This is a genomic window from Streptomyces sp. NPDC007971 (assembly GCF_042958635.1).
In the GTDB taxonomy this organism is placed as follows: Bacteria; Actinomycetota; Actinomycetes; order Streptomycetales; family Streptomycetaceae; genus Streptomyces.
On record NZ_JBIBJK010000014.1, the window covers coordinates 73,338 to 91,279 of the forward strand.

Consider the following 17,942-nt stretch of genomic DNA (forward strand, 5'->3'; position numbering starts at 1 on the left):
CAGCTTCGGGCCCGTGGGGTGTGCTTGTCCGGACCGTTGCCGGTGTGTCAGATTTCGATGGTCCGCGTGCTCGCACGCATCACGTGAACAGAAGAAGGGAACCCATGAGCACCGAGACGCTGGAGTTTCAGGCCGAGGCGCGGCAGCTCCTGCAGTTGATGGTCCATTCGATCTACTCGAACAAGGACATCTTCCTGCGCGAGCTCATCTCCAATGCCTCCGACGCCCTGGACAAACGGCGCCTCGCCGGCCTCACGGACGACAGCCTCCGGGCCGACGACCTCCACATCGCCGTCGAGGCCGACAAGGACGCGCGCACCCTGACCGTGCGGGACAACGGCATCGGCATGTCCCGCGACGACGTCGTGGGACTCATCGGCACCATCGCCCGCTCGGGTACCGCCGAGACCCTGCGCCAGCTGCGGGAGAACAAGGAATCGGCCGAGCTGATCGGCCAGTTCGGCGTCGGCTTCTACTCGACCTTCATGGTCGCCGACAACGTCACCCTGCTCACCCGCAAGGCCGGCGAACCGACGGGCACACGCTGGGAGTCGGACGGTGACGGCACCTACACCATCGAGACCGTCGAGGACGCGCCGGAAGGCACGTCGGTGACCGTCCACCTGCGTCCCAAGGACGAGGAGGACGCGCTCTACGACTACACCGAGGACTGGAAGATCCGGGAGATCGTCAAGCGGTACTCGGACTTCATCTCGTTCCCCATCAGGATGGGGGACGACACCCTCAACTCGATGAAGGCGCTGTGGGCCCGGCCGCGTTCCGAGGTCAAGGACGAGGAGTACCAGGAGTTCTACCGGCACGTCACCCACGACTGGACCGACCCGCTGGAGATCATCCAGATGCGGGCGGAGGGCACCTTCGAGTACGAGGCCCTGCTGTTCATCCCCTCGCGTGCTCCGCACGACCTCTTCCAGCGCGACGGCAGCCACGGCGTTCAGCTCTATGTCAAGCGCGTGTTCATCATGGACGACACCCGCGAGCTGCTGCCCGACTACCTCCGCTTCGTCAAGGGCGTCGTGGACGCGGCCGACCTGTCGCTCAACATCTCCCGCGAGATCCTCCAGCAGGACCGGCACATCCAGCTGATCCGCCGCCGCCTCGCGAAGAAGGTCCTGTCCACGATCAAGGACCTCATGACGAACGACGCGGAGAAGTACCGCACGTTCTGGCGGGAGTTCGGCCCGGCCGTCAAGGAGGGCCTGCTCGGCGGGGCCGAGGACCACAAGGCGATCCTCGACATCGCGTCGTTCGCCTCCACGGCCTCCGAGGAGCCGACCACCCTGGCCGACTACGTGGCCCGGATGAAGGACGGCCAGGACAAGATCTACTTCATGACCGGCGACAGCCGCGCACAGGTCGAGAACTCCCCGCACATGGAGGCGTTCAAGGCCAAGGAGTACGAGGTCCTGCTGCTCACCGACCCGGTGGACGAGATCTGGGTCGAGGCGGTGCAGGCGTACGAGGGCAAGGAGTTCCAGTCGGTCGCGCGCGGCGCGGTCGACCTGCCCTCCGACGAGGAGCTGTCCGAGGAGAAGTCCGGTGCGTACGCCGAGCTGCTGACGTGGCTGAACGAGACGCTCGACGAGGTGAAGGACGTCCGCCTGACGACCCGGCTCACCGACTCGCCGGCGTGCCTGGTCAGCGATGTCGACGGCATGACGCCGACCCTGGAGAAGATGTACAGGGCGATGGGCCAGCAGGTTCCGCAGGTCAAGCGCATCCTTGAGCTGAACCCCGAGCACCCGCTGGTCAGCGGGCTGCGGTCCGCTCACGAGGCTCGCGCGAAGGCCCCGGAGCTGACCGAGACGGCGGAGCTGCTGTACGGCACCGCGCTGCTCGCGGAGGGCGGCGACCTGGCGGACCCGGCGCGTTTCGCCAAGCTGCTCGCCGACCGCCTTGCCAGGACGATGTGAGGTCCTGACCGTTCGCCGGTCGTGACGAAGTCGCCCCGCGTCACGCGACGCGGGGCGAGTGAACCGAACCCTGATTACCCTTTGACAACTCTGACGGCCCCCAACTTTCCGAACATGTCGGGCTGTTGCGGGGCCATCGGAATACGCGCACGGCGGCGCCGGCCGACCCGGGCGGACAGTCAGCCGGAGGTGCGGGCGCGTTCGTCCCGGAAGTGCTGCTCCAGCACCTGGAGGACCTCCTTGCTGCGCTCGCTGATGAAGAAGTGACCGCCGGTGAACACCCGAAGGTCGATCGATCCCGTCGTGTGCTGGGTCCAGGCCTTCGCCTCGTCCAAGGTGGTCTTGGGGTCGTTGTCGCCGGTCAGTACGGTGATCGGGCAGTCCACGGTGGCCCCGGGCTCACAGCGGTACGTCTCGACCGCCTTGTAGTCGGCGCGCAGCGAGGGCATCGCGGCCCGCATCATCTCCTCGTCACCGAGCAGAGCCGACGCGGTCCCGCTCAGCCGACGCACCTCGGCAAGAATCGCGTCGTCACTGCGATGCGCGTTCTCGTCCCGGTACGTGGACGGCGCGCGGCGCCCGGAAGCGAACAACCGGACCGGACCCTGTCCGTCGGCCTCAAGACGGCGAGCCAGCTCGAATCCGAGGACGGCCCCCATGCTGTGACCGAGGAACGTGGTCGGGAGTTCCGGCTGCCGTCGGAGCACCTCGTATATGCGGTCGCCGAGTACGGCCAGGTCGTCGATGGACTGTTCCGTACGACGGTCCTGCCGGCCGGGGTACTGGATGGCAAGGACGTCGACATCAGGTCCCAGTTCCGCCGCCACCGGGAGGTAGAAAGACGCCGACCCGCCTGCGTGCGGGAGGCATACCAGCCGAGCAGCCGGATTTTTGGCGGGGTGAAATCGGCGGCACCACAGTTCATCTCCGGGCGAAGGCTGAGACATGCCACTCCAGAAAGTTGTCACACCGGATCATTAAGTTAAACCAGAACCTAGCGAATTGCCGGAACGCCTGCAAGGACGCCGGATGCCGTCCTATCTGCGGGTATGTGCTCAACTGGCAAAATGAAGCAGTTGAACGGCGACCGGAGAGCAGCCCTGATGGTACTTATCTCAACGAGGGCATGTGGCCGCCTGTTGCGTCGTTCCCATGGACCCGGTTACTGTTCCAAAATACGTGGCGACAATGAGAGGTGACGTACGTGGGGCACAAATTCTCCCTGGTTCTCAGCAGGCAGATCACCGATGAAGAGTCGGGAATCCTGCGCGAGTCCGGTTTCGCCGACGCGACTTTCGCGACCGATTCACTTCCGACCAACGCGGATGTCGCCGTGACGAAGATTGACTTCGATGACGCGGCCGCGCCCTCCCTGGCAGAGGCGATCGAATCGGCTCTTGAGACGGTGAAGAAGGTTCCGGACCTCACCGTCCCGGGCCTCACCGTGCCGGCAGTGCCGCAGGCCGCGGACGAGGACGCGCGTGTGGTGGTCGGCGAGGTGGTCGAGGGTTCGGCCGCCGAGAAGGAGCCCGCCAAGAAGCGGAGCAAGAAGGCGAGCGCGGCGGACAAGGCGTAGTCCGCCGTCGTGAGCTGATCGACCGCTGAGAGCGGCCGCCACGAACGCAGCGAAGCTCCGGTTGCCGGGGTGACTTTCCCGAGTCGCCCCGAACAACCGGAGCTTTGCTGCGTTCTCGCACATCTGTCACGCCCCGACCGGTTCGGCGGCAGCTGTTCAACTGACGTGGCACCACGGTTGAACACACCCGTGCGCCGCTCACCTTCGGCCATGCAGTTGAACAGACGTTTCGGTTGAACAGCGCGATCCGATGTCCTCCCGGATCCCGTTTCTTGTCGCCAATGCGGTGTGCGGATGCTGCTGCGGCCGTCGTCCGCCGGCCGTTTGTCGCAAAGAACACGGCACTGATCACACGGCACTGATCATGGCGGGAGTCTTCACACAGGACGGCGTGGCCGCCGCCGGGCACTGCCCGTTCGTGCTGGTGCGCACGGTGGTCGACACGCACCGCGCCGACGGTGAATGTGCGCTCCACCAGCGGCTGACGTGCGGAGAGCTGCAGGTGCCCACGTTCGTCCCGCTGTGGATGGTGCCGGCCGACGTGCCGGCCGCTACGGCCTCTGGAGCCACGGCCCGTGCACACGACGGACGGACGCAAGGGACGGCGCCCGCGGCGGTCTCGGAGTGCCGCGGGCGCCGCCCGCTGTCCGGCCCCCGGCCACACCGTGGTGGCGACCGGCTGACACGTGTCCGTGACGAGCGCGAAATCGCCGCGAGCGATACGCCGGATCCCGAAGAACGTCTGACCCCGAATGTGCGGAAGCGGGCTTAGCGAAGAACTGGCCGAAAGTGCTCGTTCATCGAACCTCCACACTTTCTCCATCTCGGTAAACTCGGTCCAGTTCGGCCGCTCTGACCAGAACGCATGGCCAGGATTCGATGTGGGGGCACGGCGGTTTGCCGTTCTTCGGCGCGACACACCTGCCCGCGGCCCCACCCGACTTGGCTTGAACGGGTTAGAATCGCTGCGTCCGGATGACCCCGCAGGTGATATCGCCAACGCTTCGGTGATATTTGCCCTGCGGTGTTCACGGAGGTGCCACGGACCTGTTCCCTGCAGTTCCGTTTTGTTCGGCTGAGTACGACCTGAGAAGAAATAAGCATAGCGCCAGGACTCTGGAGTACTACCGAGCGTAGCGCCGGACGTCTCAATGTAATGCGTTAAAGAAGTCGCAAATCCGCAGGTGTAGCTTCCGTGAAGGTGTGACGGACTGCTAGCCTGTCAGCCAGATTCTGAAAATCTTGATAATAGCCTGACCAGCTATTGACTTGCGAGGGTCTCGGACTTACGGGGGGTTTCCGCGCGACGTTTCAGATGTGCCTTGCGGGTTCCAGGGCATACGACATGAGTCGGATGAAGCAGCCACTGCTTCTTTGCTGCAAATAACTCGTCGTAGTTGTCATGGGGGTGCAGTATGGGCCTTGCCGGCCGCACTACAATTTCGACTGAAGTGGATGAGGATCAGCATGATGAGTCGGGGATAGTCTCCGTTCCCATTTTGCAGGTCCTGCCCGGAGACTCGCCGCGTCTGAAGGGCGAGGACAAAGTCCACGTACTGAGGCTCGCAGCGATAGAGAGCCCGCTGCCACCGATATTGGTGGATCGAAGAACCATGCGGGTGATAGACGGGATTCACAGATTGATGGCTGCCTCTCTCAAGGGGCAGAAAACGATTGACGTCCAGTTCTTCGATGGCAGTCGCGAGGATGCCTTTCTCAAGGCGGTTGAGGCCAACGTCGAGCACGGCCTCCCGCTGACGCAGGCCGATCGCACCGCAGCGGCGCTGCGCATCCTCAAGTCGCACCCCACCATGTCGGATCGCGCCATCGCCAAGTCGACCGGGCTCGGTGCCCGGGCGGTCGCAGAACTACGGCGTTCCTCCGACTCCGTACCGCACTCGAATTTCCGGGTGGGGCGGGACGGCAAGGTCCGTCCGCTGAACGGTGCGAAGGGACGGCTGCGGGTGGCGGAGCTGATCCGCGAGAACCCGGAGGCTTCGCTGCGTCAGGTGGCGCGGACGGCCGGGGTTTCCCCCGCGACCGCGCTCGATGTGCGGCGGCGCTTAGAACGGGGCGAAGAGCCTGTCCCCAGCCAGGGCGGCACTGTCAGCACGGAGACGGAGACCCCGACGAGGGATCACTTGCCGGTCCCGCCCCCGCCCGTGCTCGGGCCACCGTCGACCGCCACCCTCGAAAAGCTCATGCGGGACCCGTCGTTGCGGCAGAGCGAGCTGGGCCGACGGCTGTTGCGCATGTTCAAGGAGAACGTGCTGGGCGCCAAGGACATGACCGACATCTGCGCCTCGGTGCCGTCGCACTGCATTGAGTTGATCATCCAGCTCTCCCGTCACAACTCGCAGATCTGGGAGGACTTCGCACAGGAGTTGAACCGGCGGGCGCAGATCGTGAATCCTGAATAGAGCGCGGCCCGTTCGGCCGGACCGCAGTGGGTACGACGAGGAGCCGTGAGACCAGGATCCGCACGGCGATCACGCGGACCCTGGCCTCAGGTCTGCTCGTCCACCTGCTTGCCGCTTGTCGTCCGATGTGGCGTGACGTCGGCGGTGGGTTCCAGGGGCGTTGCGTCGGCAGCGGTCTTTGGGGGTGTGCTGCGGGGCTGGGATCTGCGGTCTGCCGGTCTGCCGGTCTGCCGGCCTGCTGATCTGCGGGGCTCTTGGGCTCTTGGGTCAGGGGGCCACGGAGCGCTTCTGCGTCAGGGCGACGAACGCGTCCTCCAGCCTGGCCTCGTCCACGCGAAGCTGTTCGGGCGTGATCTGGTGGCGCGCCAGCAGCGAGATGACCGTACTCAGTGCGTCGTGGTTGCCGGTCACCACCACGTAGTCGCCTCGGCGGGCGACACCGCTCACCTCGGGCAGCTCGGCCAACAGGGCCTCGTCGAGCGGTGCGGACGGCCGGAACTGGATGCGCTGCTCGGCCCGGAGTCGCTCGACCAGCTCGGCCGGCGTGCCGGTGAGCGCGATGCGGCCCTTGTCGAGCAGCGCGATTCGGTCGCACAACCGCTCGGCCTCTTCCATGAGGTCGGTGACCAGGAGGATGGTGACGCCGCTGTCGCGGACGGTCTCGATCAGTTTCCAGGTCTCGCGCCTGGATCGGGCGTCCAGTCCGGTGGTCAGCTCGTCGAGTACCGCCACCTGTGGGTTTCCGACCAGGGCCAGTGCGACGGAGAGACGCTGCTTCTGGTCGGCGGCCAGGTCGCCGCACAGGATCCCGCCCTGGGAGGTGAGCCCGAGCGCGTCCATGAGATGCCGCCAGTCGGCGGGGTTGCGGTAGAAGGAGCTGTAGAGCGACAGGGCCTCCGCGACCTGCATCCGGTCGGGTAACCGGCCCTGCTGTAGTTGGACGCCGAGCTGCCGGGTGATCTCGGCCCGTTCCCGGCAGGGGTCGGCACCGAGCACGCTGATCTCGCCGCCGTCGCGGTTGCGCAGCCCCTCGATGCATTCCACGGTCGTGGTCTTGCCCGCGCCGCCGGGGCCGAGAATCCCGAAGATCTCTCCTTCCTCGACGGTGAAGGAGACATCATCGACCGCCACGAGGTCGCCGTACCTCTTGTGCAGATTCTGCACCTCAATCACTGCGGACATGATCGTCCTTTCGTGTGCCTGCTTGCCTGGGCGTCATCGGCGTCTGTTCGCTTCCCCGCTCATGTCGACCAGCCTGGGGCAGGACCACCCGACACTAGAAAAGGTACGGTCGGCCCGTCTGCGCCTGGTATCCCGCTATGCCCCGTGGGGGGTGGGTCTAGGCCCACTCGATTTCCTCCCCTGCGCGTTCAAACATTGAGGCGTTGGCAAAGATCGCGCCGAATGACCGATGATGTCTGCAAGTTGACGAACAAACCGAGCATCGGGACCGAAAAGGCCAGCGAACAAGCTGTCTCGGGTCGAGCGAACCGGCGTGGATGGGCTGAAACTGAGCTGTGGCGGTGTGGACTTGCCGCAGTCGTCCGGCCTGGTGGGGGAGGGCGTGGCTGAATGAAGCCCCTGGCCGGTGTGACCGGCATCATGTTGTGGGTGTTGCAGGGGCAGGCTCCCTCTGTGCATCGCTGACGTACTGCGCGGGCGGACCCGCCCAGGCTTCCGATGACTCAATGGCACGGCTCGCCGCGCAAGCTGATCGACCGTTTCTGAAATTCGCAGCGGGTATTCAGGAATCGGCCTCAGTCGCACTGGAAGTCGAATCTCCGCGCCGACCGGGTTCCCGGTCCGATCGGACTTCAATTTCCTCAGACAACCGCGTCTTTTCCTCCATGGATACTGACGTAGCTGAGGGCGTCCCGAACCAGCTGTCGGTATCGCCGAAGAGCATCGGCCACGTCCGTGCGCACGGGGTCACCGTGGTGATGTGGGCGGGGCGGGTGGTGTGTCCGGCTGGACTGCCGATCTCCAGGCAGCCGCCGGACACTGTCATCCGGCACCCGATCCCGCCCAGCCCGGAGCCCGACGACGCGGCGGCACCCATCGGCACCCATCGGCATCCTCATGGTGACCATGCGGGCCTGGGCTCCGTCGTACCCCCCCGCTCGATCCATTCCAGCTCGGCCGTCTGCGCTTGGGTCAGGTCCGCCCGGGCGGCGTCCAGTTCCTTGACCCGCCGACTGCGGGGCGCTCGCCGCAGAAGGTGAGCCGGGGCAGCCGCCCGGTGCTTCGGCCCCCGCAGGGCAGATGCTGTCTCACCGGGCATGGCCACTTCCCTCTCTGTGCTCCGGTGCTCCGCTCTTGCCCCCTTCACCCGACCCCCGCTGATGAAGCTACGTTCGGCCGCCCTGCGCCCGGTGTCCTGCTGTGCCCCGGGCAGTGGGCCCAGCCCCGCCTTCCCCGCTGTCACTGTGCACAGCATCTGGTTTCCCTCCGTCACCGGGCACGGCATCCGGTCGCGGCGGCATCGCGGAGGCGGCTTGGAATCTCCCGGGTCGCAGTGTTGCTCGGCGACGCCCCCGGCCCTCGCCGAGCAGCGAATCGGCCCGTCCACGGGCAGTGATCTCGAATTAACCCGTAACCCCTGGGCCCGTTAGCGGTTGGTAGCGGTGGGGGGCCTGCTGCCTGTGCCCGGCCCCGCGGATCAACTTGCCTCTGGACAGCGGGGAGGACAGCGAGCCGTGGCCGTGACCGAATCGGTGGCTGATGGCACGGACGGGGGAGTGCGTGCCGTGCACGACGGGATCCTGCGGCGCCAGTCGGCGCGCGAGTCCGCTGCGCGGACCTACGCCCGGGCTCTGCCCATCGTGCCCGTCCGCGCACGCGGAATGACCATCGAGGGCGCCGACGGCCGCCGCTATCTCGACTGTCTCTCCGGTGCCGGAACCCTCGCCCTCGGCCACAACCACCCGGTCGTGCTGGAAGCCATCCGCCGGGTCCTCGACTCCGGCGCCCCCCTCTCCGTTCTCGACCTGGCGACCCCCGTCAAGGACGCCTTCATCACGGAGCTGTTCCGCACCCTGCCGCCCGGGCTCGCCGACCGTGCCCGCGTCCAGTTCTGCGGGCCGGCCGGCACCGACGCCGTCGAGGCCGCCTTCAAACTCGTCCGGGCCGCGACCGGGCGCACCGGCATGCTCGCCTTCACCGGTGCCTACCACGGCATGACCGCCGGAGCCCTGGCCGCCTCCGGCGGCGCCGGTGACGTACGGGTCGCCCGCCTGCCGTATCCGCAGGACTACCGCTGCCCCTTCGGTGTCGGCGGCCCGCGTGGCGCCGAGCTCGCCGCCCGCTGGTGCGAGTCTCTGCTCGACGACCCCAAGTCCGGCGTACCACTGCCCGCCGGGATGATCCTCGAACCCGTTCAGGGCGAAGGCGGGGTGATCCCGGCGCCGGACGACTGGCTGCGTCGCATGCGCCGGATCACCGCCGACCGCTGCATCCCGCTGATCGCCGACGAGATCCAGACCGGCGTCGGCCGCACGGGAGCCTTCTGGGCCGTCGAGCACAGCGGCGTCACCCCCGACGTCATGGTTCTGTCCAAGGCCATCGGCGGCAGCCTGCCGCTGGCCGTGCTCGTCTACCGCGACGACCTCGACGTCTGGCAACCCGGCGCCCACGCCGGCACCTTCCGCGGCAACCAGCTCGCCATGGCCGCGGGCACCGCCACCCTGGCCCACGTCCGCGAGAACGGCCTGGCCGAACGAGCCGCCACCCTCGGCTCCCGGATGATGAGCCGACTGAGCGCACTCCAGGCGGAGTTCCCCTGCGTGGGGGAGGTCCGGGGGCGCGGGCTGATGATGGGTGTCGAGCTGGTGGACCCCGAGAGCGAGGTGACCGGGCCGGACGCGAGCGCCTCCGGCGACGATCACCCCATGGCCATGGATGGTCCGGAGCCCACCCGCACCCCCCACCCTGCCGACCCCGGCCTTGCCGCGGCCGTCCAGCGGGAGTGCCTCCACCGGGGCCTCATCGTGGAGCTGGGCGGTCGCCACGCCGGCGTCGTCCGGCTTCTTCCTCCTTTGACCATCAGCGACGAACAGGCGGCAGCCGTGCTCGACCGCCTGGCCGATGCGGTGGCTGCGGCGGCTCGCCATCAGCAGCAACACGGACGCCCTCAGCGCCCTCACGACGGGCCCGCCGAACAGGCCGGCTAGCAGCGGCCGCACCCGGCGTGCCCCGCCGGCGGGACCGCTGAGCACGGCACAGCGTGCGTCCCTCATCGCGACCGCACCTCCCTCCAGGCCTTCCTGTCCAGCACCGTCATTCCCCGACCACCCGATCGACACCCCGACCGCCTCCTCGCAGCTCAGCCCAACACGGCTCTCCGTCGGCGCCGCCAGGGGCGCCCCATCGATGACGGCTCGACGACCGAGCGGACGACAGGACGAGAACCACCCGCACAGGACCCAGCCCAGCCCCCGAGGAGCCGCCTTGAACGCCACCCCCACCCCCGACGGCCGTTCCGGCAGCCCCGACGACCAGGAAGACTCCGGCCCCCTGCCCTCTCCCGTGCCGATCGCCGAGTCGGTTCCCCAGCAGAAGCGCCGGACGCCGGGCGCCGTGCGAGTGGACGAGCCCGGTACCGAGCCGCTGGAGAACCCCGACCCGTACATCGCAGCCCAGGCCGCCGCCGTGGAGAACCTCCTCCGCTGCTGGGTACGCGAGACAAATCTCCTCGCCTCCGCCACCAGTGCCCTTCGCATCCCCCTGCCCACCAGCGGCACCGCCCTGATCGCGCCGGTCCGCTACTGCTCCCCGACGGGCTGGCACCGCTTCGGACAGCCGCGTCTCGCCGGCGCCCCCCAAGCAGCCCCTCCCGTCGACGCGGTCACCCTCGCGGCCCTGCTCGCCAGGGAAACGCCCGGCGGCACGGCCTGCACGGCCGGAACCCCGGACCCTGCCCCTGCCGTCGACGGAGACCTCGTCGCCAGGGTGGCCGACTCCCTGCGCCGCACCGCCACCTTCATCCGCGACCGGCGCGAACACCCCACCGACGGCCCCGACCTCTTCCTCGGCGCGGAGCAGGCCCTCCTCCTCGGCCACCCCCTCCATCCGACTCCCAAGAGCCGGGAGGGTCTGACCGAGGCCGAAGCCCGGCGGTACTCACCGGAGCTGCGCGGCTCCTTCCCCCTGCACTGGATGGCGGTCGCCCCCTCTCTCGTCGCGGCCGACTCGGCCTGGACCGAGCGCGGCCGACCCGTCGCCGCGCACGACCTCTCCCGACGACTCGCCGAAGCCGCCCTGCCCCTGCCCGACGGTTACGCCGCCCTCCCTCTGCACCCCTGGCAGGCACGCGAGGTCCGGCACCGCGAGGCAGTCGCCGCCCTGCTCGACTCCGGTCTGCTGCGCGACCTGGGACCACTCGGCTCTCCCTGGTGTCCCACCTCCTCCGTACGCACGGTCCACCGATCCGGTGCCCCCGCGATGCTCAAGCTGTCGCTGGGCCTGCGCATCACCAACTCCCGGCGACAGAACCTGCGCAAGGAACTCCATCGCGGCGTCGAGGTGCACCGGCTGCTGCGCAGCGGCCTGCTCAAGCAGTGGCAGTCCGTACACCCCGGCTTCGACGTCGTCCGCGACCCGGCCTGGCTCGCCGTGGACGACGCGGACGGTCGGCCCGTGCCCGGCCTCGACGTCGTGATCAGGCACAACCCGTTCGCGCCGACCGACGACGTCAGCTGCGTCGCCGGACTCGTCTCACCGCGCCCCCTCCCCGACGAGTGCCCGAACACCGCACGGGAGCACAGCACTTCCCCCTTCCGGTCCCGACTGGCCCAGCTGGTCGCACGGCTTGCCGCCCGCACGGGCCGGCCCGTCGGAGCAGTCGCCGCGGAGTGGTTCCTGCGCTACCTGGAACAGGTCGTCCGGCCCGTCCTGTGGCTGGACAGCGAGGCCGGAATCGCCCTCGAAGCCCACCAGCAGAACACCCTGCTCCTGCTCGACCGCGACGGCTGGCCCGCCGGCGGCCGCTACCGCGACAACCAGGGCTACTACTTCCGCGAGTCCCGACGCCCCGAACTCGATGCGAGGCTGCCCGGCATCGGCCGGCACAGCGACACGTTCGTCTCCGACGAGATCACCGACGAGCGCTTCGGCTACTACCTCGCCATCAACAACGTGCTCGGACTGATCGGTGCATTCGGTTCCCAGCATCTCGCCGACGAGCGGCTGCTCCTCGCCGCGTTCCGCCGCTTCCTCACCGGCGTCGCCTCGGGACCCGACCCCCTGCGCAGCCCGCTGCCCCGTCTCCTGCTCGACTCACCCGTCCTGCGGTGCAAGGCCAACCTGCTGACCGGGCTGCACGGCCTCGACGAACTCATCGGCCCGGTCGACACCCAGTCCGTGTACGTCGCCATCACCAACCCCCTTCACTCCTGAACGAAACCGCACCGTCTTCCTCCGTCCCCGAGGACCACGACCCCCTTCGTCTCCTGAGAGGAACACAGCGTGCCTCCCACCGACGCGAGCGCCGGCACCAGCACCGGCTCCGTCCCCGTCCACACGGGCTGTCCGGACCCCCAAGCCGTCGCGGGCGCGGGACACACCGCCGCCTTCGGGGACGGCGAGGACACGCTGGACCTGCGCCTGCCCGACGAGTTCGTCACCCGCTTCGCCGGGGGGACAGCCGACGTGGAGACCGGCGGACGAGAGGCGGGTCAGGAGCATGCCGGGGTCGCCGCCACCAGGTATGGAAGACGAGAGGTCTGCCGTACCGAGGTCGAGGAGGACCTGCTCGACCACATCACCACCTGGGGAACGACCACGTCCCGCGTGGGTCCCTTCCGTCTGGTGCCCGTACGGGTCGAGCACGACCTACAGCTCGTCCACGGCTGGATGAACGACCCCGCCGTCACCGCGTTCTGGCAGCTGGGCGGGCACCTGAACAGGACGGAGAGCCACCTGCGTGCTCAGCTCGACGGCGACGGACGCAGCGTGCCGTGTCTGGGTCTGTTGGACGGCACTCCCATGAGCTACTGGGAGATCTACCGGGCCGACCTGGATCCGCTGGCCCGCCACTATCCGGCCCGCCCGCACGACACCGGGATCCACCTCCTCGTCGGCAGCGCCTCCGACCGAGGGCGGGGACTCGGATCCGCCCTGCTCAGAGCTGTGGCCGACCTGGTCCTGGACTGTCGCCCCGCCTGCGCCCGTGTCGTCGCGGAGCCCGATCTTCGCAACACCCCCTCCGTGTCCGCCTTCCTCAGCGCCGGCTTCCGGTACGCGGCCGAGCTCGACCTGCCCGGAAAGAGGGCCGCCCTCATGATCCGGGACCGTGTCCTGCGCGGTCTGATGTAGCGCCATGTGGTGGCGCCGTCACAAGGAGTACGAACGGCGGCTCGCTCAGGTTCCCGGACTCGCGAAGCCGATCCGCAACAGGCTCGGATGCCCACGACCTCGAAGCCGGTCCGCGACCGGTTCGGGTGTCCGGATCCTCGAAGCCGATCCGCGACGGGCTCGGACGCCCGGAGACCCGGACTCGATCCGCGACCGGCTCGGGTTCCCCGGTCGTCGACGCCGATCGGTTCCTGGATCCTCCGGGTCACTCGCCCCGTGCCTGCCCGAAGCCGCTCGGGCCGAAGATCGTGCGGACAGCTGCACGGCCCGGAGATCGTGCGGACACCCGCACACCGGAAGGCACACGTACCCATCCGCTCCCGCAGCTCGCCGCGCCGTCCCGCAGTCCTCCGCTCCGTTCCTGAGCGACCCGCACACCCGTCCCACCCCTGGAGCCCGGTCAGTGATCCCATCCCTCGTCCCAGCCTTGATCGCCCGTTTGTCAGTGCCGGGCCGTAGGGTGGTCGGGCTATGACGAAGCCCTCACTCCCCGAACTCCTGCATGCCGCTGTCGCAGCCGTCGGCGGCACGGAGCGCCCCGGCCAGGTGACCATGGCCGAAGCGGTCGCCGAAGCGATCGACGACGGATCCCACCTCCTGTGCCAAGCCGGCACCGGCACCGGAAAGTCGCTGGGCTACCTCGTGCCGGCGCTCGCGCATGGCGAGCGAGTGGTCGTGGCGACGGCCACGCTCGCACTGCAGCGCCAGCTCGTGGAGCGGGACCTGCCGCGCACGGTCGACGCCCTGCACCCGCTGCTGCGGCGCCGCCCGGAGTTCGCCATGCTCAAGGGCCGGTCGAACTACCTGTGCCTGCACCGCCTGCACGAGGGCGTGCCACAGGACGAGGAGGAGGGGCTCTTCGACCAGTTCGAGGCCGCCGCGCCCACCAGCAAGCTGGGCCAGGACCTGCTGCGTCTGCGTGACTGGGCGGACGAGACCGAGACCGGCGACCGCGACGCCCTCACACCCGGTGTCTCCGACCGTGCCTGGGGGCAGGTGTCGGTGTCGTCCCGGGAATGTCTGGGCGCGTCGAAGTGTGCCTACGGCGCCGAGTGCTTCGCCGAGATGGCCCGCGAGCGTGCCAAGCTCGCCGAGGTCGTCGTCACGAACCACGCGCTCCTTGCCATCGACGCCATCGAGGGCGCCCCGGTGCTGCCGCAGCACGAGGTGCTGATCGTGGACGAGGCACACGAACTCGTCTCCCGTGTCACCGGCGTCGCCACCGGGGAACTCACTTCCGGCCAGGTCAATCGTGCGGTGCGCCGAGCCGCCAAGCTCGTCAACGAGAAGGCCGCCGACCAGCTCCAGACGGCCGCCGAGGGCTTCGAGCGCCTGATGGAGCTGGCCCTGCCCGGCCGTCTGGAGGAGATCCCCGAAGACCTCGGCTATGCCCTGATGGCGCTGCGGGACGCTGCCCGTACGGTCATCTCGGCGATCGGCGCGACGCGCGACAAGTCGGTCCAGGACGAGGACGCGGTCCGCAAGCAGGCTCTCGCCTCGGTGGAGACGGTGCATGACGTGGCCGAGCGCGTCCTGAACGGCTCGGAGTGGGACGTGGTCTGGTACGAGCGCCACGACCGCTTCGGCGCCTCGCTGCGTGTCGCCCCCATGTCGGTGTCCGGGCTGCTCAGGGAGAAGCTCTTCGCGGACCGCAGCGTCGTCCTCACCTCGGCGACCCTCAAGCTGGGCGGCGACTTCAACGGCGTCGGCGCCTCCTTGGGGCTGGGCCCCGAAGGCGTCGAGGGCGAGGACCTGCCCCAGTGGAAGGGCGTCGATGTGGGCTCGCCCTTCGACTACCCCAAGCAGGGCATCCTGTACGTCGCCAAGCATCTCGCGCGCCCCGCACGGGACGGCGAGCGCGGCGACATGCTGGACGAACTGACCGAGCTCATCCAGGCGGCCGGAGGCCGCACCCTCGGCCTGTTCTCGTCGATGCGGGCCGCTCAGCAGGCTGCGGAAGAGCTGCGCTCCCGCATCCCGGAGCACCCGATCCTGCTCCAGGGCGAGGAGACCCTGGGTGAGCTGATCAAGAACTTCGCTGCCGACCCGGCGACCTGTCTCTTCGGCACCCTGTCGCTGTGGCAGGGCGTCGACGTCCCGGGACCCAGCTGTCAGCTGGTGGTCATGGACAAGATTCCGTTCCCGCGCCCCGACGACCCGCTGATGAGTGCCCGCCAGAAGGCGGTGGAGGACGCCGGCGGCAACGGCTTCATGGCCGTGGCCGCCACCCACGCGGCTCTGCTCATGGCCCAGGGCGCCGGCCGTCTCGTACGCGCGTCCGGGGACCGAGGGGTGGTCGCCGTACTCGACCAGAGGCTCGCCACCGCACGGTACGGCGGCTATCTCAAGACGTCGCTCCCCGACTTCTGGTACACGACGGACCGCAATCAGGTGCGCAGGTCGCTCGCCGCGATCGACGCGGTCGCGAAGCAGGCGGAGGCACAGGAGGCCCAGTGAGCGTGGGGTGGCCCGACCCGGTGCAGGGACGGGCCACCCCACGATGCAAGAAGTCCGCGACCACATCTATGGTCCAGACCCTGCACAGCACAGGGCCCCGGAACCGGCGCAGGGGTTCCGGGGCCCGGTCAGGGGACAGCCGTTCGGCCGGTCCGCCGCAGCCGTCACACGCGGCGCAGCACTGCGACGACCTTGCCCAGGATGGTGGCGTCGTCGCCGGGGATCGGCTCGTAGGCCGCGTTGTGCGGGAGGAGCCAGACGTGGCCGTCCTCGCGCTTGAAGCGCTTGACGGTCGCTTCGCCGTCGAGCATGGCCGCCACGATGTCGCCGTTCTCGGCGACGGGCTGGCGGCGGACGGTGACCCAGTCACCGTCACAGATCGCGGCCTCGATCATGGAGTCGCCGACGACCTTCAGGACGAAGAGTTCACCGTCGCCGACGAGCTGCCGGGGGAGCGGGAACACGTCCTCGACCGACTCCTCGGCGAGGATCGGGCCACCGGCCGCGATACGGCCGACCAGCGGCACGTACGACGCGGCGGGCTTGCCCGCGGTGTCCGTGGGCTGCACGGTCACGGCCTGGTCGGACCCGCGCACCTCGTACGCACGCGGGCGGTGCGGGTCACGGCGCAGAAAGCCCTTGCGCTCCAGGGCCATCAGCTGGTGCGCGACCGAGGAGGTGCTGGAGAGGCCCACGGCCTGGCCGATCTCCCGCATCGACGGCGGGTACCCGCGCCGCTGTACCGAGTCCCTGATGACCTCGATCACCCGGCGCTGCCGGTCGGTGAGCCCGGAGCTGTCCGCCCGGATCCCTGGAGGTCGGCCCGGCAGGGAGCGCTTGTGTCCCTCGGGATTCGTGGCTTCGTTCATCGCATGTACCGGCTCGACTCGGCCCTGGGAGCGGTCCTGGGCAGTGATGGTGGCACTGTCTGCGGTGGTGGTCACGTCGGCCCCTCTCGATGGTCTCCCTGCTGGACAACGGTAGTTGCTTTCGAAAGGTTGCGCCAAACACACGTTCGAGTGAAAAAGTGCGATTCGCCAGACGTGATCGTGTGTCCGGGTGTATGACTCGCGCGACCCGTGGCGGACAAAAGCGTCCATCGTTGTACTCTTCACCGCCAGGGCAAACCACCTCGTGGGCTGTTTCCCAGTCTGCCATCCGGAATCCCGTCCACCGGGATCCGGGCCCCTTCTGCGCCGGAGTCCCACGCGTCCTCCGTGCGGCGCCCACGGTATCTCCGTAAGTGCCCAGGCCGCACGGCTGTGCGCCGCGTGTCGGGCGGGGCGGTCGCAGACGCCCGGGCCTGCTCTTTTCGCAGCGACACGCGAGGCTGCCTCGGTGTATGAGCCAAGCCCTACATCTAGTGGTTGGATGGCTACAGCGGCCCACAACTTGTGTTTTCAGGGGTCCCCCGGGTCTTCGGGGCCTCCGCGATCGCCTATGCTTGGGGCTGCTTCGAGGGGCCCGTGAGGCCCAGCGAGGCTATTGAGTCTGCTGTGAGGAGGGTTGGAGATCATGCACTGCCCCTTCTGCAGGCACCCCGACAGCCGCGTGGTCGACAGTCGTACGACCGACGACGGCACGTCGATCCGCAGGCGCCGCCAGTGTCCCGACTGCTCCCGTCGTTTCACGACCGTGGAGACGTGCTCGCTCATGGTGGTCAAGCGGTCCGGAGTCACTGAGCCGTTCAGCCGTACCAAGGTCATCAACGGTGTGCGCAAGGCATGCCAGGGGCGGCCTGTCACCGAGGACGCACTCGCCCAGCTCGGCCAGCGGGTCGAGGAGGCGGTGCGGGCCACCGGAAGTGCCGAGCTGACCACCCACGACGTGGGCCTGGCCATACTCGGCCCGTTGCAGGAGCTCGACCTCGTCGCCTATCTGCGATTCGCCTCCGTCTACAGGGCGTTCGACTCGCTCGAGGACTTCGAGGCCGCCATCGCGGAGCTGAGGGAGGCGACGCGAGGCCTCGCCGTGGACGGGGACGCGGGAGCGGGGGGCCAGGAAGACGAAGGCGGGCCCGGAGGGACCACGCAGGTCCTGGTGCCCGCCCGCACCGCCGACTGACCGACGGGCCGGAACCGGACGGAGACCCGGATTCCGGCCGGGTGGCGGCGACCCAAGACCTGTTGCGGGCGCCAGCTGAGGGCGCCCGCAACACAAGACAGAACACCGTGTCACGGGAACATCGTGGCACTTCAGGGCGTT

General features: G+C 68.6%; 11 protein-coding genes. 8 read left to right on the forward strand and 3 right to left on the reverse strand.

What is annotated here, in order from left to right; all coding sequences use genetic code 11:
• The first annotated feature begins 104 nt into the window (after positions 1-104).
• The gene (gene htpG, locus ACFZCP_RS28155; protein ID WP_391431769.1) at positions 105-1,934 is read left to right on the forward strand and encodes a molecular chaperone HtpG; all 1,830 of its coding nucleotides are present in this window, start codon (positions 105-107) and stop codon (positions 1,932-1,934) included.
• Between the two features lie 179 nt (positions 1,935-2,113).
• On the opposite strand, the gene ACFZCP_RS28160 is transcribed toward htpG, so the two are convergent.
• Complete coding sequence (locus ACFZCP_RS28160; RefSeq protein ID WP_391431772.1) at positions 2,114-2,881, reverse strand: alpha/beta fold hydrolase; 768 nt, start codon at positions 2,879-2,881, stop codon at positions 2,114-2,116.
• A 248-nt stretch (positions 2,882-3,129) separates the two neighbouring features.
• On the opposite strand from ACFZCP_RS28160, the gene ACFZCP_RS28165 reads away from it, so the two are divergent.
• Together ACFZCP_RS28165 and ACFZCP_RS28170 are read left to right on the forward strand one after the other, a co-directional pair.
• Positions 3,130-3,510 carry a hypothetical protein gene (locus tag ACFZCP_RS28165; protein ID WP_391431776.1) on the forward strand — a complete coding sequence of 127 codons (381 nt, stop codon included), beginning with the start codon at positions 3,130-3,132 and terminating at the stop codon, positions 3,508-3,510.
• A gap of 1,451 nt (positions 3,511-4,961) precedes the next feature.
• On the forward strand, positions 4,962-5,930 hold the full coding sequence (locus ACFZCP_RS28170) for a transcriptional regulator (RefSeq protein WP_391431779.1): 969 nt from the start codon (positions 4,962-4,964) through the stop codon (positions 5,928-5,930).
• Positions 5,931-6,197: 267 nt separating this feature from the next.
• Here ACFZCP_RS28170 and ACFZCP_RS28175 read toward each other — a convergent pair whose 3' ends face one another.
• Positions 6,198-7,112, reverse strand: coding sequence for an ATP-binding cassette domain-containing protein (locus ACFZCP_RS28175; protein ID WP_391431782.1), 915 nt, complete (start codon positions 7,110-7,112; stop codon positions 6,198-6,200).
• A gap of 1,514 nt (positions 7,113-8,626) precedes the next feature.
• Here ACFZCP_RS28175 and ACFZCP_RS28180 point away from each other — a divergent pair.
• The 4 genes from ACFZCP_RS28180 to ACFZCP_RS28195 all read left to right on the forward strand — a co-directional run bounded on the left by ACFZCP_RS28180 (position 8,627) and on the right by ACFZCP_RS28195 (position 15,737).
• Positions 8,627-10,099 carry a diaminobutyrate--2-oxoglutarate transaminase family protein gene (locus tag ACFZCP_RS28180; RefSeq protein WP_391431785.1) on the forward strand — a complete coding sequence of 491 codons (1,473 nt, stop codon included), beginning with the start codon at positions 8,627-8,629 and terminating at the stop codon, positions 10,097-10,099.
• Between the two features lie 277 nt (positions 10,100-10,376).
• Complete coding sequence (locus ACFZCP_RS28185) at positions 10,377-12,323, forward strand: IucA/IucC family protein (protein ID WP_391431788.1); 1,947 nt, start codon at positions 10,377-10,379, stop codon at positions 12,321-12,323.
• Between the two features lie 69 nt (positions 12,324-12,392).
• Complete coding sequence (locus ACFZCP_RS28190; RefSeq protein WP_391431791.1) at positions 12,393-13,241, forward strand: GNAT family N-acetyltransferase; 849 nt, start codon at positions 12,393-12,395, stop codon at positions 13,239-13,241.
• A gap of 510 nt (positions 13,242-13,751) precedes the next feature.
• Positions 13,752-15,737, forward strand: coding sequence for a helicase C-terminal domain-containing protein (locus ACFZCP_RS28195; RefSeq protein WP_391431794.1), 1,986 nt, complete (start codon positions 13,752-13,754; stop codon positions 15,735-15,737).
• Between the two features lie 164 nt (positions 15,738-15,901).
• Here ACFZCP_RS28195 and lexA read toward each other — a convergent pair whose 3' ends face one another.
• On the reverse strand, positions 15,902-16,681 hold the full coding sequence (lexA, locus tag ACFZCP_RS28200) for a transcriptional repressor LexA (RefSeq protein WP_030750750.1): 780 nt from the start codon (positions 16,679-16,681) through the stop codon (positions 15,902-15,904).
• A gap of 571 nt (positions 16,682-17,252) precedes the next feature.
• Between lexA and nrdR the strand changes: the two genes are divergently transcribed.
• Positions 17,253-17,801 carry a transcriptional regulator NrdR gene (gene nrdR, locus ACFZCP_RS28205; protein WP_391431799.1) on the forward strand — a complete coding sequence of 183 codons (549 nt, stop codon included), beginning with the start codon at positions 17,253-17,255 and terminating at the stop codon, positions 17,799-17,801.
• Positions 17,802-17,942: the final 141 nt, after the last annotated feature.

What these genes read in the sequence shown, in the direction of transcription:
- htpG (WP_391431769.1), top strand. Translation starts at nt 105, where the DNA reads ATGAGCACCGAGACGCTGGAGTTTCAGGCCGAGGCGCGGCAGCTCCTG.
- ACFZCP_RS28160 (WP_391431772.1), bottom strand. Translation starts at nt 2,881, where the DNA reads ATGTCTCAGCCTTCGCCCGGAGATGAACTGTGGTGCCGCCGATTTCAC.
- ACFZCP_RS28175 (WP_391431782.1), bottom strand. Translation starts at nt 7,112, where the DNA reads ATGTCCGCAGTGATTGAGGTGCAGAATCTGCACAAGAGGTACGGCGAC.
- ACFZCP_RS28195 (WP_391431794.1), top strand. Translation starts at nt 13,752, where the DNA reads ATGACGAAGCCCTCACTCCCCGAACTCCTGCATGCCGCTGTCGCAGCC.
- nrdR (WP_391431799.1), top strand. Translation starts at nt 17,253, where the DNA reads ATGCACTGCCCCTTCTGCAGGCACCCCGACAGCCGCGTGGTCGACAGT.